The organism is Roseinatronobacter thiooxidans (assembly GCF_001870675.1).
Classification (GTDB): domain Bacteria; phylum Pseudomonadota; class Alphaproteobacteria; order Rhodobacterales; family Rhodobacteraceae; genus Roseinatronobacter; species Roseinatronobacter thiooxidans.
Genome location: NZ_MEHT01000045.1, coordinates 224209 through 239180 on the forward strand (window position 1 = coordinate 224209; position 14972 = coordinate 239180).

15 protein-coding genes are annotated in these 14972 nt (G+C 61.1%); 7 read left to right on the top strand and 8 right to left on the bottom strand.

Annotation, left to right across the window (positions count from 1 at the left end; genetic code table 11):
- Window positions 1-3: 3 nt before the first annotated feature.
- From BG455_RS15100 to fliF, 3 genes are read right to left on the bottom strand one after another with little or no spacing between them, the layout of a single operon-like run.
- A complete protein-coding gene (locus BG455_RS15100) occupies window positions 4-276 on the bottom strand; it encodes a FliM/FliN family flagellar motor switch protein (RefSeq protein ID WP_071470825.1) in 273 nt (90 codons plus the stop codon).
- Window positions 263-871, bottom strand: coding sequence for a FliH/SctL family protein (locus BG455_RS15105; protein ID WP_071470826.1), 609 nt, complete (start codon window positions 869-871; stop codon window positions 263-265). Before BG455_RS15105 ends, BG455_RS15100 begins: the two co-directional genes overlap by 14 nt.
- Window positions 868-2418 (bottom strand): flagellar basal-body MS-ring/collar protein FliF, encoded by a 1551-nt coding sequence (gene fliF, locus BG455_RS15110; RefSeq protein ID WP_071470827.1) that lies wholly within the window; start codon window positions 2416-2418, stop codon window positions 868-870. The genes BG455_RS15105 and fliF overlap by 4 nt, the downstream gene beginning before the upstream one ends.
- 117 nt (window positions 2419-2535) lie before the next feature.
- Between fliF and BG455_RS15115 the strand changes: the two genes are divergently transcribed.
- From BG455_RS15115 to BG455_RS15140, 6 genes are all read left to right on the top strand, one after another.
- Window positions 2536-3018: a flagellar basal body-associated FliL family protein gene (locus BG455_RS15115; RefSeq protein ID WP_071470828.1), complete on the top strand. Its 483-nt coding sequence runs from the start codon at window positions 2536-2538 to the stop codon at window positions 3016-3018.
- Window positions 3019-3026: 8 nt separating this feature from the next.
- Window positions 3027-3467, top strand: a complete 441-nt coding sequence (locus BG455_RS15120; protein WP_071470829.1) for a hypothetical protein — start codon at window positions 3027-3029, stop codon at window positions 3465-3467.
- Window positions 3464-4036, top strand: a complete 573-nt coding sequence (locus BG455_RS15125; protein ID WP_084386475.1) for a MotE family protein — start codon at window positions 3464-3466, stop codon at window positions 4034-4036. Before BG455_RS15120 ends, BG455_RS15125 begins: the two co-directional genes overlap by 4 nt.
- A gap of 104 nt (window positions 4037-4140) precedes the next feature.
- Complete coding sequence (gene motA / locus BG455_RS15130; protein WP_084386477.1) at window positions 4141-5010, top strand: flagellar motor stator protein MotA; 870 nt, start codon at window positions 4141-4143, stop codon at window positions 5008-5010.
- A 36-nt stretch (window positions 5011-5046) separates the two neighbouring features.
- Window positions 5047-7137, top strand: a complete 2091-nt coding sequence (locus BG455_RS17385; protein ID WP_177190891.1) for a hypothetical protein — start codon at window positions 5047-5049, stop codon at window positions 7135-7137.
- A gap of 208 nt (window positions 7138-7345) precedes the next feature.
- Complete coding sequence (locus BG455_RS15140; protein WP_071470943.1) at window positions 7346-8686, top strand: ATP-binding protein; 1341 nt, start codon at window positions 7346-7348, stop codon at window positions 8684-8686.
- Here the strand turns inward: BG455_RS15140 and BG455_RS15145 are convergent.
- The 3 genes from BG455_RS15145 to BG455_RS15155 all read right to left on the bottom strand — a co-directional run bounded on the left by BG455_RS15145 (window position 8674) and on the right by BG455_RS15155 (window position 12461).
- A complete protein-coding gene (locus tag BG455_RS15145) occupies window positions 8674-10143 on the bottom strand; it encodes a carboxypeptidase M32 (protein WP_071470833.1) in 1470 nt (489 codons plus the stop codon). The two genes, BG455_RS15140 and BG455_RS15145, sit on opposite strands and share 13 nt — an antisense overlap.
- On the bottom strand, window positions 10140-11294 hold the full coding sequence (gene ctaA / locus BG455_RS15150; protein WP_071470834.1) for a heme A synthase: 1155 nt from the start codon (window positions 11292-11294) through the stop codon (window positions 10140-10142). The genes BG455_RS15145 and ctaA overlap by 4 nt, the downstream gene beginning before the upstream one ends.
- Window positions 11295-11699: 405 nt before the next feature.
- Window positions 11700-12461 carry an RNA methyltransferase gene (locus BG455_RS15155; RefSeq protein ID WP_111361137.1) on the bottom strand — a complete coding sequence of 254 codons (762 nt, stop codon included), beginning with the start codon at window positions 12459-12461 and terminating at the stop codon, window positions 11700-11702.
- Window positions 12462-12590: 129 nt separating this feature from the next.
- Between BG455_RS15155 and BG455_RS15160 the strand changes: the two genes are divergently transcribed.
- On the top strand, window positions 12591-13208 hold the full coding sequence (locus tag BG455_RS15160) for a thiamine phosphate synthase (protein ID WP_071470835.1): 618 nt from the start codon (window positions 12591-12593) through the stop codon (window positions 13206-13208).
- 123 nt (window positions 13209-13331) lie between these two features.
- Here BG455_RS15160 and olsA read toward each other — a convergent pair whose 3' ends face one another.
- Window positions 13332-14168 carry a lyso-ornithine lipid O-acyltransferase gene (gene olsA / locus BG455_RS15165; protein WP_071470836.1) on the bottom strand — a complete coding sequence of 279 codons (837 nt, stop codon included), beginning with the start codon at window positions 14166-14168 and terminating at the stop codon, window positions 13332-13334.
- Window positions 14165-14950: an L-ornithine N(alpha)-acyltransferase gene (olsB, locus tag BG455_RS15170; protein ID WP_071470945.1), complete on the bottom strand. Its 786-nt coding sequence runs from the start codon at window positions 14948-14950 to the stop codon at window positions 14165-14167. The genes olsA and olsB overlap by 4 nt, the downstream gene beginning before the upstream one ends.
- Between the last annotated feature and the right edge of the window lie 22 nt (window positions 14951-14972).

Below are 14972 nucleotides of genomic sequence, written 5' to 3' on the forward strand. Positions count from 1 at the left end.
ATGCTATAGCGCCTCGCGCAGATCGACAATCTCGGTCAGGCGCACCCCCAGATAGCCTGCCTGCTCTCCCTCCATCTCTTGCAGCATCCCGCGCGCAACCAGCTTGTCGCCAATATATAACTCCACCGGGTCATCGACCCTGCGATCCAGCACCAGCACAGAATCGCGGCGCAGTTTCATCAGGTCGCGCACAATGGGGCGCGCACGCCCCACTGAAATCGCAATTTCGATGGGAACCTGATTAAGAATGCCGCTGGTCAGATCACGCTCTTCCATGTGCTGCCTCCTGTTCTGTGTGCCAAGTTTGGGTTTGTGCGAAGACCTCGCGCATGCGGGCCAGCAAGGCATCAAGGTCGATCACCCGCTCTTGCGTGCCCAGCCGCAGGGCAAGCTGCGCCTCTGTGAAGCTGGGTTCTGCGACCAGTTCGATCCGTGTCTGTGTGCAGGATGAAACGACAGCCCCAAGCGACTGGCGCACGGAAGGCGCGCACAGGATCTGGATATCGGGGTGCGTATGCTGGGCAATCAGCGCCTCCAGCTCTGCTGCAAGAAAGGCCGGCAGGGCAACGCGTGCCGCTTCCGGCAGGACGCGGTCCAGCATCGCCTGCGTCAATGCCAGAAAAGAACCGGCAAGGGCCTGATGCGCCTCATTATAACTGAAACCAATGGCTTGCAGCGCTTCCTGCGCTGCGATCTGGCGCAACTCATCCTCGTTGCGCATATGCTCCAACGCGTCTTGCCACCCTGCCCCATAGCCTTGTTCATAGGCGGATTCGCGCATTTTTTCCGCTTGAAACGCGTCAAGGACGGGCGACTGGTCATCCACCTGGCCAAGCTCGAACACTTCAAGGTTCAACAAGGCCGGTCTCATGTCGGCTCCTTGCGCTCGTCCATCCAGTGCCGCAACACCTGAACCGAGTCGTCGCCGCGCATCTCGATCAACCGGCGCATCCGTTCCACCGGATCATCCTCCACCGCGTCATATGCGCGGGGTTGCCCCATCCCCTCTTCCAGATTTGCCGCATCCAGCAGGGCTGGTGAAAAATCGTCTAACTGGCCTTCGCGCGGCCCCTCAGAGGCTGAGAGGGCACGCAAGACCGGCCGAAGCATGAACAGCGCGATCACCAGCAAGGCTGCCAAGAGAAACGCCCATTTTATCAGGGACATAAGGTCAAGATTTGTGACCGAGAAGAGGCCAGAACCCGCTTCGCTGCCAATGGCCGTCACCGGCTCGAACGGGAGCGAGCGCAAGGTGATCACATCGCCCCGCCCCTCATCCAGCCCGACCGCCGATGCCACCAGTTCGCGCAGCGCCTCCAACTCCTCTGGCGGGCGCGGTGCCCAGACCAGTGCCCCGTCATCGCCCGGGGTGCGCACCCCGTCGATCAGCACCGCAACCGTCATGCGCCGTATCGCGCCGGGCTGACGCTCGATCTCGCGGCGGGTCTCGGACACTTCAAAATTTGTCCTTTGGCGCGACTGGGTTTCCCGCGCCTCGGCGCTGCCATCAGTGGCGGCCGCGTCCCCATCAGGCAGATTGCTGGCCACTGTGACACCTTGCTGGCGCGTATCGGTGCTGGTGGTGGTGTTTTCCTCAACCTCGCTGCTGATCGCAACGCGGGTGTCAGGGTCCAACAGCCGCTCATGGATCACTTCCCGGTCCGTCAATGTCTCGATACTCAGTTCCACAACCGCGCGGCCATGCCCCACATGGGCTTCCAACAACCGCTCTACACTGCGGCGCAGGTCTTGGGTTCGGTCTTTGGCTGGTCCGGCCTCGCTCTCGGGGCCGTAGACAAGCCCCCCCGCACCGTCGATCACAGACACATCTTCCGGTGTCATACCTGCAACTGCAGAGGCCACAAGAAACCGGATCGCGCGGGCCTGCGCCGCGCTGAGCACCGCAGCAGAGGTGGTTACCGTCACAGACGCCGTTGGCGCAATCTCGCGCCGGAACCCTGTGGAAGCGGCCTGCGCAATATGCACGCGTGCAGTGCGGATATAGGGGCTGGCAACAATGGTGCGGGCCAGCTCCCCCTCCTTTGCCCGCCAATAGGCCGCATCGAACATCTGCGAGGTTGTGCCAAAACCTGTCAGCGATTCGAGCAATTCATAGCCGGAATGCGAATTGGCGGGCAGTCCGTTCGCAGCCAGCATCAGGCGTGTCTCATCGCGCAGGCCGGAGGGCAGAAAAATCGCATCCCCGCGCACCTCATAGGCAATGCCGCGCCCCTCCAGCGTCTGAATAACCTCTCCCGCCGCTGCATCTTCCAGCCCTGCATATAACAAGGACATGCCCGGTGCGGTGGCCAGTTTTGTCAACATCACAAGCGTTGCGACCATCGCCATGCTGGCCCCGATAGCCAATATGCGACGCCGTCCATCCAACGCGTTCCATACAGACTGAAGTTGCTGCACTGCGAATCTCCTTCAAAACGGCTTCTGCCTTGAAGTCGGTTTTCGCAGCCATCGCTTAACATTCGGTTAGTTCCCTCATGTTAAAGCAGACCTGTCCGAAGTTTGTTGGAATGTGCCATGTCCGATCTTGCCGATACACCCGAAGCTGCTGCGCCCGCTGCGACCGGCGGCAAAAAACTACCCCTGCTGCTGGGGCTTGTCGGGGCTGCAGCGCTAGGTGGCGGCATGTTTTATGCTGTCTATACAGGGCTGCTCCTGCCCCCCTCGCAAAAACCACCAGCCGCGCCGCGCGCTGCAAGCGATTTCAGCTTTGTCCCGATAGAAGTTATCACCATCTCGTTGCCGCCCCAAAGCGGGGCCAGATTTTTGCGATTCGCCGGACAGATCGAGGTTGCAGAGACCTCTTTTCAAGACATGCTGCGCATGAAGCCCCGGTTCATCGACCTGATAAATACCTATCTTCATGCGGTCGATATCGAAGACCTGCGCCAACCCGCAGCACTGATCCGGCTTCGCGCGCAAGTGCTTCGCCGCCTGCAAATGATAGCGGGCGAGGGGCATATCAGAGATTTCCTTATAACTGAATTCATCCTTGATTAGGGGGTAATATGGATATTGTGATCGATCTGGCGATTGCGCTGGGCGCAATCATTGCTGCTGCATATTGCCTGCTTCTGTCGCGCAGGCTGCGCGCCTTGACCCGCCTTGATGGCGATGTCGGCCGCGCGATTGCCGTTTTGTCGAAACAGGTGGATGACCTGACCACAGCGCTTCGCGCCGCCGAACAGCAAAACAGCGCGGCCGGAACAGCGCTTGGCCAGCAAATCACGCAGGCCGAAGCCGCTGCCCGACGGCTGGAGTTGCTGATGGCTGCAGCACAGACAAGCCGGCAGAACGCGCCCTCGCACCTTGAGGGTGCGCAAGATATTCCCGCGTATGGAACTGACCACGCGGCTTTCGCGCCCATGCGCCCTGCTGCGCCACGATCACAAGACGATCTGCGCAGGCGCGTGATCCGTCAACGCGACCACGCGGGGGCATCCCGATGAAAAAGCCAGCGCGCGCGCGGCGCTCATATCTTCTGATACTCTTGGCGGCAGTGTTTTGCACTGCGGGCCTGTCGCGGCTGGGGCTGGGGGTGGCCACAGTATTTGCCGCCGATTCCTATCCGGCACTCGCCCCCGACACCCTGCCCCCAGCGACAGAGCATATCGACCCAAACGACATCTATGCAGCCCTGCAAATGCGCAAGGTGCAGCTTGATGAACAAGAAAGCACTTTGCAGGAACATGCGCATGCCCTGCGCGCGGCAGAAGCCGAATTGCAGCATAAACTTGACCAGCTTCTTGCCGCAGAAGCACAGCTTGCAGCCACATTGCGCCTCACCGAATCCGCAGCCGAGAATGACCTGAAGCACCTGACCACTGTTTTTGAAAGCATGAAACCCGCACAAACGGCAGAGTTGTTCTCGCAGATGGATACAGAATTCGCGGCAGGTTTTGTCTCGCGCCTGCGCCCCGATTTCGCAGGAGAGGTGATGTCTGCGCTTGACCCGCTGATTGCCTATGCGATCAGTGCCGTGCTTGCAGGGCGCCATGCCAGAACACCGCGCGAGTAGAACAGACACGGTCGCGTAAGCTCATCTTAACAAACTCATGCGACACTGTTGCATATGACGGGCCGTTTCAGCCCCCCCCCTGCGTCCAGTTTGATAGGTTCACAGTGTTTGCTTTAATTGGAATAATCGTTGTCCTTGTCATGGTTTTCGGCGGCTACCTTGGGTCTGGTGGCACAATGGGAATTATTCTGAAAGCTTTGCCCTTCGAAATGGTCATGATCGGGGGTGCGGCCATCGGGGGGTTCATTCTTGGCAATGACATCAGCACGGTCAAAGCCTCTGGCCGCGATATGGCGCGCATTTTCAAAGGGGTAAAATGGGCCCCGAATGATTACCGCGATCTGCTCTGCCTGATGTTTGAACTGATCTCGCTGGCACGGCAAAACCCTGTTGCCGTCGAAGAACATATCGAGGGCCCGAAAGATTCGCCGATTTTCTCTCGCTACCCAAAAATACAGGCCGATGCCGAAGCGCTGGAATTGATCTGCGACACCATGCGCGCCGCATCCATGAATTATGACGACCCCCATCAGGTGGAAGAGGTGCTTGAAAAACGGCTGGAGGCGCGCAGGCACCATGCCTTGCATAGCAGCCACGCAGTCCAGATCGTTGCCGACGCATTGCCTGCCTTGGGTATTGTCGCGGCTGTTCTTGGTATTATCAAGACGATGGGCGCGATCGACGAACCCCCCGCAATTCTTGGCGCAATGATCGGCGGCGCATTGACCGGCACCTTTCTGGGCGTGTTTCTCGCCTATGGTTTCGTCGGCCCTATCGCTGGGCGCATGCGCATGATCATGGAAGAAGATGATCATTTCTATCAATTGATCCGAGAGGTTATGGTCGCAAACCTGCATGCGCATCCTGCAAATATCTGCATCGAAGTCGGGCGGCAGAATACGCCCCATCACCACCGCCCCGAATTCAACGATCTGGAAGCGGCGATGCGTGACCTGAAAAAGAATATGGCCTGACCCATGCGCCATGTCATACGAACTCTTTTTACCTGTTTGCTGGTCTGTTACGCGGCCACAGGGATTGCGCAGGTCCCCCCCGTCCATGTGCGCGCCGGAGAGCATAGCGATTACACGCGGCTAATCCTTCAACTCCCCGAGGAAAACCAATGGCAGTTCACACATAACACGGGCGCGGCGCGGCTGGAAATCTCTGGCCCGCCGGTGGAATTCGATCTGACACAAACCTTTTCGCGCATCCCGCGCACACGCTTGCGCGATATTCGCATGTCACGGGGCGGGCTTGATCTCACCATCATTTGTGACTGCGACATCCGCGTTCAGCAAGATATTCCTCCCTTCCTGATCATAGACATCGTGGGTGCGCCCTCCCATATCGTTTATGCGCCGCAGCGCAGCATTCGGCCGCCCCCCCGCCCTGCCGTCCCAGCGCCCACGGCCACCCCCGACCCGCGCCGCGCGGGCGTTGAACTGGCACAGGTGCTGCGCGGGAAAACCCCCGCACAGACCACGCCGCAGCCGTTGGCGCTGAATGTTCCCTCGGGCATGCCCGCGCATCCTGCCCCTGCGCAACAAGACAGCGCGCCCCCCGCGCAGATGGCACAGGCACTTGGGCAGGTGCTTGCCAGATCAGTGTCGACAGGCATTTTGCAACCAGATGCGAATGCGCCCCCCCCTTTGCAGACGCAGGGTGTTCACACGCCCGATGCGCCCGATCTCACCGCGCATCTTGCTGTGCCCACGCCGCGCCAAACCGGATCGGCACCGCGCGCATCGCATTGCGCGGGGGATGCCATGTTTGACCTCCCCAATTGGGACGTTCCCGCCACCCTTGCTGAAATACCAAACCGCCTCAATGGTATTTTCAACGATTTGGACCAGATAAATGATGGTGAAATTCTAAATATTGCACGGTCTTTCCTGTATTTTGGTCTGGGGGCAGAGGCGCGTCTGGCGCTTTCGCTGCGCGAAATCCAAGATGCGGCGACTGAGCTGCTCGAAGGGATCAGCTATATCGTGGACGCAGAGAAAGCGCCGTCACCAGACCTGCTGGTCGCGCTGCGCGACTGCGGCCCGATGGGCAGCCTTTGGGCATTTCTGGCGCAGCCCCAATCCGCAGCAAAACCGAATTTTCCAACCGATTCACTGGTTCAGGCGGTCCAATCCCTGCCACAAAATTTGCGCCTGCATCTTGGCCCCCAAGTGGTCCAATATCTGGTCAGCTTGGGGCTGTCAGAACAGGCCCGCGTGATCCGCGATGCGTTGGAGCGGGTGGTGCAGGTGGACACACCTCAACTAAACCTTGCACGCGCCACGCTGGACCTGCCAGACGCCCCCCCGGACGAGGCGCGCGCCTTGGAGACAGCCCTATCGCCAGAAAGGTCGGATGATGACCTGCTGTTTTTGCTGGCGCATCGCATTGCCGGGGCCGAGCATGTGGAACCCCGCTTGCTGGACGCCGCGCGCACGCGCATCTTCGCGTTGCGCGGGACACAAACAGGGCGCGAGATGGCGCGCCTTGTGGTCCAAGCGATGGTGCGCGCGGGCGATTTCGGGCAGGCTTTTGAACTTCTGGACGGGCGTGATGCTGGCTTTGATCCGGCTGAAGCCTCGGTTTTGCGGTGGGATGCCTTGAGCATGCTGGCCCAGACCGCCCCGGATACCGAATTCGTGATCCGGGTCTTTGACCAGCGCCCTTGGGACAACGCCAACCTGCCCGCACCGCTTGCCCAAAAGCTTGCCGCGCGGCTGCGCCCTCTCGGTTTCGATCTGCAAGCCGACTTGCTGGCACACCACGCAACAGCGCGCACCGCTTCTGGCACACCCCAGGATGACAGGGATCTTCAGCGCGCGCGCATCGCCCAAGCCAACCGCACCATGCCGGACGATCGCACACGCCCCCCCCGCGCAGAGCGCGATGCCCGGCCAATGCAGGCTGACCGCATGAACCCAAACGAGATGCCGGACAATACGAGAGATGACGCCCCCCTTGCACCGCAGGAGGATGCCGAGACCCAAGACAGGCGCGAGGCAAGCTTGCTGGCCCAAAGCCGCGACGCGCTTGCGCAAAGCGCAGCGCTACGCACGCGCCTTTTGTCCCTGCTGGCAGAGGGTGCCGCACGATGAACACAACGCAGACCAGCCCCGCCAAAGCCCTGTTGCACCGCGCGCGGCGGGTTTTCCCAGCAAACGGCACGGCAACAGGATGAAACACAGACCCCGACATATATGGTCATACACCTTGGCCATACCCGCGCCCGGACCGCCGGCCCCGCACGCGGGGCGCTGCGCGCAAACTCTTGTGACGCACATCGCCATTGCCTATGCTGCACGCATGTCGCGCCGATACTTTCATCGCCTGTTTCCCGCCAGTTTTTACGGGCGCGCGATTCTTATTCTGATCATCCCCATCATCGTGATTCAGATTGTACTGTCGGTCGTATTTATCCAGCGGCATTATGAACGGGTGACTGCGCAAATGACCACCAACATTTTGCGCGACATCAGTTTTCTGACACATCGGATAGACACAAGCCCTGCCCCCGAAACCGCAATAGACGCGCTGTCGGATTTTCTGACCATCCTGCAAATCGAAGTGCGCCTGCCGCCTCAAGCGGCCCCCATGCCAGAGCGTGACCAGATTTCGCGCCTCGATCTGGCGGGGCAGGAAATTGTGCGCGTGCTGGGTGCAGACCTGCCCTCGTATCGGAGGGCCGATCTGGTGCAGGCCCGTGGGACAGTGCAGCTATGGGTTGAAAGCCGCCATGGCATATTGGAAATCCATCTGCCGCGCGGGTTGGTGACAACCTCGAATCCGCATCAATTGCTTGTCATCGTCTTTCTGGCATCTGGGGTGATGACCTTGATTGCGTTTCAGTTTCTCAGGCTGCAAATTCGCCCCATCCGCAGGTTGGGCGCGGCGGCCGAAGCCTATGGGCGGGGGGAACGTGTGGCGGTGCACCCTTCTGGCGCACGCGAAATCAGAGTGGCGGCGCATGCCTTCATTGACATGCGCAACCGGATTGAACGCCAGCGCGCGCAACAAAAGATCATGCTGTCAGGGGTCAGTCACGACATGCGCACACCGCTGACGCGGATGCGCCTGATCCTGTCGATGATGCCTGATGGCGAAGATCGCGCAGCGCTTGAAACCGAAATCGCAGATCTGGAAAAACGGCTGGACGGCTTTCTGGATTACACACGCGGGCAAGTGCTGGAAGACCTGAGATTGACAGAGCCATGCGCGCTGCTCTCGGATCTGGCAGAGCGCTATCGCGCTGCGGGTCACCAGATCACTTTGCGGCCCTGCCCTGTGGCCCCCCGGCCGGTCTTCATGCATCCTGGCAGCCTTGCGCGGGCGCTGGACAATCTTATCAGCAACGCGCTGCGGCATGCAGATAAAGTCGCGCTGGGCATGTCCTTGCAGCAAGGCTGGCTGGAATACCATGTCGAGGATAACGGGCCAGGGATCGCGCCAGATGACCGCGCGCGCGCCTGCGAGCCATTTGTGCGGCTGGACGAGGCGCGCAATTCCGACACGGGTGGCATGGGCCTTGGGCTGGCCATTGCCGCAGAGGCCGCACGCGCCCATGGCGGCACATTGGAGTTGAGCGAAAGCCCCGAGCTGGGCGGGTTGCGCGCCGCTCTGCGAGTGCCTGCGCGCTACAGCCTGTAAAGCTCGGTGAATTTGGCTTCCAGATAAGCCATGAATGGCTGTTCATCGGGGGTAAAGCCGCAGGCATGGGAAATGGTCTGGGTTGGCCCCCGCAATGCCCCGAATTGTTGCAAGCGGCTGTTCAGCCAGTTGGTTGCCGCAGTTGTGTCGCCCAGCGCAAGCTGCGCATCCAGATCAGGCAGATCGGCGCGCAGGGTTTTGTGCAAGCACCCCGCATAGATATTGCCCAAGGCATAGGTCGGGAAATAGCCAAACAGCCCCACCGACCAATGCACATCCTGCAACACCCCGTTGGCGGGTTTATCGACCTTGTAGCCGAAATCGGCCTCAAAGCGTGTATTCCAAGCCGCTTCCAGATCCTCCGCGTCCAGCGTGCCCCGGATCAGCGCGCGTTCCAGATCGAAACGCAGCATGATATGCAGGTTATATTGCACCTCATCCGCCTCGGTGCGGATATAGCCTGTGTTCACACGGTTGACGGCGGCATAAAACGCATCTGCATCGGCCACGCTGAGGGGGCCGAATTCCTGCTGCATCGCGCCATGCAACCAGCCGCAAAACGCGCGTGACCGGCCCAACTGGTTCTCGTAAATCCGGCTTTGGCTTTCGTGCACCCCCATCGACACACCACGCCCGATCGGTGTCAGCGCATGGGCGGGGTCCACCCCCTGTTCATAGGCGGCATGGCCCACCTCGTGGATGGTGGAGTAAAAGCAGTTGAAAGGGTCTTCCATGGCCACGCGGGTGGTGATGCGCACATCATCGCCAGAGCCGGAAGAGAACGGATGCACCGCCAGATCAATGCGCCCGCGTGCAAAGTCATAGCCGAAATGCTCGGCCAGCCTGCGAGAGATGCGCATCTGCCCGTCTTGCGCGAAATGTCCGGTCAGGGCGGGGGGGGTGTCGGCGCCCAAAATCGCCTCTCGCAGGGCCACCAATCTGGGGCGCATGCGGGCGAATGTGGCCGCAACTGCGTCGGAACTGGTTTCCGGCTCGTAATCTTCCATCAGCGCATCATACGGGTCGCCGCCGCCTGCAATGGCCTGCCCTTCTTCGCGCCGCAATGCGATCATCTGCTTCAGCCATGGCAGAAAGGCCGCCACATCACCTGCAAGCCGCGCGTCTTCCCATGCGGTTTGGGCCAGTGGGGTTATGCGCGCCAGTTCCGAGGCCAGCCGCGCAGGCACTTTGGTGTGGCGCGCATAATCGCGGCGCAATTCGCGCAGATTGGCCGCGCCCACCTCATCCGGCGCTTCGGCCTGTTCCAGCCATGCCCCAAGCCGGGGGTCGGTGCGGCGGGCATGCAGGACATCTTCCAAAGCGGCCATTTCTTCGGACCGTTGCGCGTTTGCCCCGCGCGGCATCATGGTTTGCTGGTCCCATCCCAGCCGCCCCGCGATTTGCGCAAGGGCTTCGGTCTGGCGCGCATGGGCCATAAGGTTTTCATATGCACTCATGCCTTACCCCCCTGCCCGCGCAGGCTGTCAAAGCGCGGGAATTGTGCCAGATGGCGCGCGCGGATGATCACCACCCACAGCAGCACTGCGGTCGCCTGATGCGCAATGCCCAATTGCCACGGCGCGCCATACAGAACCGTCACAATGCCCAAAGCGATCTGCGCACCCATCACCACGATCATGGCATGGAAGGCTGCGCGCGTGGCGGCATGGGTGGATTTGCGCCCGCGCAGCCAGACGACCAGCGCGAAGATGGCCAGCAGATAGCCCGCCTTGCGGTGGATGAATTGCGTGGTTGCAGGGTTTTCAAAGAAATTCACCCATAGTGGCTGCATCGCCAGCAGTTCCGGCGGCAGGAACACCCCGTTCATCAGCGGCCAATCGGTATAGCCGCGCCCTGCGTCAATCCCTGCCACCAGCGCGCCCAGAATGATTTGCAGAAATGCGAAATGCATGAGGCCCGTGGACATGGAATACAGCTTGCCCTCTCGCGCGCGGCGCGCGGCGATCAGTTCTGCCTCGGGGCGGTTCAGCAAGAACGTATACCACGCGATCATTCCCAGAATGACAAAGGCCAGCCCCAGATGCGTTGCCAGCCGGTAAGAGGCGACAGCGATCATCCCTTCATTCAGGCCAGAGGCCACCATCCACCAGCCAATCGCCCCCTGCACCCCGCCCAGCGCCCCAAGGGCCAGCAAGCGCGGCGTCCAGCCTGTGGGAATACGCTTGGTCAGCCAGAAGAACAAAAAGCCCACGCCCCAGACCAGCCCGATCACGCGGCCCAACTGGCGGTGGCCCCATTCCCACCAATAGATGATCTTGAATTCATCCATCGTCATGCCGCGATTAAGCAGCTGATACTGGTCAATCTGGCGGTATTTGTCGAATTCTTCCTGCCACATCTCGGCATTCAGGGGCGGAATGGCGCCAGTCACAGGCCGCCATTCGGTAATCGACAACCCGCTATCGGTCAGCCGCGTCATACCGCCCACCACGATCATCAGGCAGACCAGCGCAAACAGCGCCATCAGCCATATCCGGATGGCCCCGCGCGCGCCTTTCGGGTGGCGGTCGATCACACCCGTTTGGGGGGCTGTGCGGGGGGTCGATGTCGCGCTGACATCTTCAAAAATTGCGCGTTTGCGGGCCATCTGGCGCTCCTGTCTCAGTCTCGCGGAAGCTAGTGTGTGCGCGCCATGGGTTCAAGCCAAGAACCGCGTTCTGCGACAGGCTGCACCATTCGGTTCGTGCGCGCCGCCTGACGAAAGATACGCGATGACCGCTTTGAGGGCTTTAGAGGACATTGGGAAGGTAACCCAAGCCGCGCAGCGTCGGGCCGTGGTGCGGCGATCCTTGCGCCCTTGCTACAGCACTTTATGCTGGCAAAATCCGCGTAAGATCAAGGCTTCGCGCATAGCCAAGCCAAATCGCCGTGCCGGGGTACGGCCCGGCGATGCGCGGCGGCGCTACGCGCCTTGATTCCGCGCGAACAGCTGAAGTCCCGCCACAACAGCCCTGTGCCACGCATGGCGGCATCTTGTGTCAGCTTCGGAACCCTAGCGTTGCCCCTGCCCACCCACAAGTTTGCGCAGCATCCCATGCAGGCTTTGCACATCCGCGCGCGTCAGGGCAAGGCGTGCCCACATGTTGCGCAGATTCAGTTTCATCGTCTCGGCCTTGCCTTCGGGAAAGAAGAAACCGGCATCCTCCAGCCGTTGTTCGAAATGGTCGCCCAGCTTCTCGCGCTCGATCGAGGTGGCGAATTCCGTGCCAGCCATCGCCATCACCTCGGGCGGGGTTTCTGCACCAAGACGGGCATATTCATAGGCCACCAGCAACACGCATTGCGCCAGATTAAGCGAATAGAACGCAGGGTTCACCGGCACTGTGATAATGGCATTGGCGCGCGCCACATCGTCATTTTCCAGCCCCGCGCGTTCGGGGCCAAACAGCACCGCCACACGCTTGCCCTGCGCCGACATGGCGCGCGCCTGGATCATGGCGTGTTCAGGCGTCAATACAGGTTTGGTCAGCCCGCGCCCGCGCGCTGTGGTGGCAAAGACATAATCGCAATCGCCAATCGCGGCAGGCAGATCGTCGAACACGCCCGCACGGTCCAGCACCTTATACGCCCCCGAAGCCATGGCCGAGGCTTTGGGGTTCGGCCAGCCATCGCGCGGCGCGACCAACCGCATGCGCGCGCAGCCGAAATTCAGCATCGCGCGCGCCGCCGCACCAATATTTTCGCCCATCTGGGGGCGCACCAGCACCATGAACGGCGTGGGTGCATCGAAGAGCTGGTCATCAAGTGGGGTCATGGGGCCTCTGGGTGCGGGGGGGGCTAGGCCCTGCCCTTAGCGCCCTTGCGCCGCTGCTTCAAGCAGGCGTGCTTGTTTCCGCCCCCCGCGCGGGCTATGAGGGCGCAAGTTTTGCACAAGAGGCCCGCCATGAGCGATGACAAACCACAGCTATATCTGATCACCCCGCCCGTGATCGATCTGGACCTATTCCCCACCACGCTTGCGCGGGTGCTGGAGGCGCATGATGTGGCCTGCCTGCGCCTGTCACTGGCCACCCGCGACGAGGATGTAATCCTGCGCACCGGCGATGCACTGCGCGATATTGCGCATGCGCATGATGTGGCGATGGTGATTTCCGACCATGTGCTGATGGTTGAACGGCTGGGGCTGGATGGCGTGCACCTGAGCGATGCCAATGCCCGCATCCGCAAATTGCGCGACGAATTGGGCGCGGATACGATTATCGGCGCATTTTGCGGCACCTCGCGCCATGACGGGATGAGCGCGGGCGAAGCGGGCGCGGATTATGTCAGCTTTGGCCCTGTCGGGCAGACAGCACTGGGCGATGGGCAACTGGTCGAATGGGACGTGTTCGAGTGGTGGTCCGAAGTGATCGAATTGCCCGTTGTCGCAGAAGGCGCGCTGAGTGTGGAACTTGTCGAAGCCTTTGCACCGATTACGGATTTCTTTGCCTTTGGCGAAGAAATCTGGGGCGCTGAAGACCCGGTCGCAGCGCTTGCCAAACTGACAGCCCCCCTGCGCTAGGGGCGCGCCACCGGCCCTTGTGCATGTGTGATGCGGGGGTATTTGGGGCGAAGGCGCGGGCAAAAGAGACGGCCAGATTTTTAAGTGCGAAGCCGCTCAAGCTAGATCGCCCTAAAACCGCCATCACCTTTCTTCTTGCCAGCAGGGCTGCGCGGCAAAGCCCGCGCGCACCGCGCCTTCGGCAGCCAGTGTCAGGGCCTTGCGGTCTGGCATATCGGCCACGGCGATGGGCGGGTGAAACACCAGATCGACGCGCCCTTGCCTGCGGCTTGCAAGGATGCACAGCAAATGGCCCGCAAACTCCATATCGCCCCACCATCCATAAAACCGCGGATCGGCCCCTTGGGGGGCATGATAAGTCACGCTGACCGGCTGGATATGCAGGCTATCGCGCAACTGCGGCACGAAGAACGCCGCAAAAAGCGTTGATTTGAAGGGTAAAACGCGCTGCGTGTCAGAGCTTGTCCCCTCGGGAAAAAACAACAGCCTGTGGCCCGCAGCCAATCGCGCCTCGAATAACAGTTTTTGCCGGGTCGCCTCGCGGCGGTCGCGGCGGATGAAAACTGTCCCAGTCGCGCGCGCCAGCCAGCCGATACCCGGCCAATCCGCCACTTCGGCCTTGGACACGAAAAACACCCGATCCGCAGCATTGAGCACAAAAATATCCAGCCAAGAGGCGTGATTGGCCACAATCGCGCCGCGCTGGCGCATAGGCTGGCCCTGCACATGCACCGGCAGGCCCATGATTTTCAGCGCCAGACGGCACACCGCTTGCGTGATTATCGGCGTTATGGGGCGGCGCAGCCCGAAAACCGGACGCTCGACCATGCGAAGGACCAGCTTGAACGACAGCCCGAAAACCATCAGCCCCCCAAGCGCCCCCAAACGCAACAGCACGCGCGGCCACGCGCGCGCGTCAAACGCCTGTTCTGGCGGCGGAACTTCGGATGTCCATGTCATTCGGGCGGCCCTTCGGCACTGACGCGTGTTGCAAAGGCACGCGCTTGCGCAGACATGACAGCGGTGTCCAGAATGATGCAGACATCGGTTGTGCGAAATGCGGGGTCCACAAAAACCCCCTCGCCCACAACCCCGCCCAAGCGCAGATACGCGCGGATCAACGAGGGCATCTGCGACAGTGCCACCCGCCGGTCCAGCAATTCGGGCGCGATTGGCACAAAACCGTTTTTCTGACGCGCGCAGGCCCGCAGCCCATTTGGCGCAAGGTGGTGATGGTGCAGCCAGCCAAGCGATTGCGCCCAGTGCTGCGGGTCCGTGCCATGAAAACTGGCCGCGCCGAACAGAATTTCGATGTCATGCGCGATCACATATTGCGCCAGCCCCTGCCACAATTGCAACATCCCAGTCCCGCCCCGATAGGCAGGGTCCATGCAAGAGCGGCCCAGTTCCAGCAAACGCCTGCCAGAGCGGCGCAAAGGTGTCAGGTCGAATTCATCATCGCAATAAAACCGGCCTGCTTGCGCAAGCCGTGTGTCGGGCAACAGCCGGTATGCGCCCACAACATGGTCAAGTTCTGCCGGGTCGCGGGCCGCGTCTATCAGCAAAAGATGGTCAAAAACTGCATCAAACCTGTCGCGTTCCAGCCGTGCGGCGTGATCGACCAGTTCCCCGCTGCCGCCCATCTCCTCGATAAAAACACGGTAGCGCAACCTTTGCGCGGCACGCAAGTCTGCCTCGGTGGTGGCAAGACGCACTGTCAGCCGGTGGGAAGGGTGCGTCATGCCCGCTGCTGCCATGCTCATT

What these genes read in the sequence shown, in the direction of transcription:
- BG455_RS15100 (WP_071470825.1), bottom strand. Translation starts at nt 276, where the DNA reads ATGGAAGAGCGTGATCTGACCAGCGGCATTCTTAATCAGGTTCCCATC.
- BG455_RS15105 (WP_071470826.1), bottom strand. Translation starts at nt 871, where the DNA reads ATGAGACCGGCCTTGTTGAACCTTGAAGTGTTCGAGCTTGGCCAGGTG.
- BG455_RS15115 (WP_071470828.1), top strand. Translation starts at nt 2,536, where the DNA reads ATGTCCGATCTTGCCGATACACCCGAAGCTGCTGCGCCCGCTGCGACC.
- BG455_RS15120 (WP_071470829.1), top strand. Translation starts at nt 3,027, where the DNA reads ATGGATATTGTGATCGATCTGGCGATTGCGCTGGGCGCAATCATTGCT.
- BG455_RS15125 (WP_084386475.1), top strand. Translation starts at nt 3,464, where the DNA reads ATGAAAAAGCCAGCGCGCGCGCGGCGCTCATATCTTCTGATACTCTTG.
- BG455_RS15140 (WP_071470943.1), top strand. Translation starts at nt 7,346, where the DNA reads ATGTCGCGCCGATACTTTCATCGCCTGTTTCCCGCCAGTTTTTACGGG.
- BG455_RS15145 (WP_071470833.1), bottom strand. Translation starts at nt 10,143, where the DNA reads ATGAGTGCATATGAAAACCTTATGGCCCATGCGCGCCAGACCGAAGCC.
- ctaA (WP_071470834.1), bottom strand. Translation starts at nt 11,294, where the DNA reads ATGGCCCGCAAACGCGCAATTTTTGAAGATGTCAGCGCGACATCGACC.
- BG455_RS15155 (WP_111361137.1), bottom strand. Translation starts at nt 12,461, where the DNA reads ATGACCCCACTTGATGACCAGCTCTTCGATGCACCCACGCCGTTCATG.
- BG455_RS15160 (WP_071470835.1), top strand. Translation starts at nt 12,591, where the DNA reads ATGAGCGATGACAAACCACAGCTATATCTGATCACCCCGCCCGTGATC.
- olsA (WP_071470836.1), bottom strand. Translation starts at nt 14,168, where the DNA reads ATGACATGGACATCCGAAGTTCCGCCGCCAGAACAGGCGTTTGACGCG.
- olsB (WP_071470945.1), bottom strand. Translation starts at nt 14,950, where the DNA reads ATGACGCACCCTTCCCACCGGCTGACAGTGCGTCTTGCCACCACCGAG.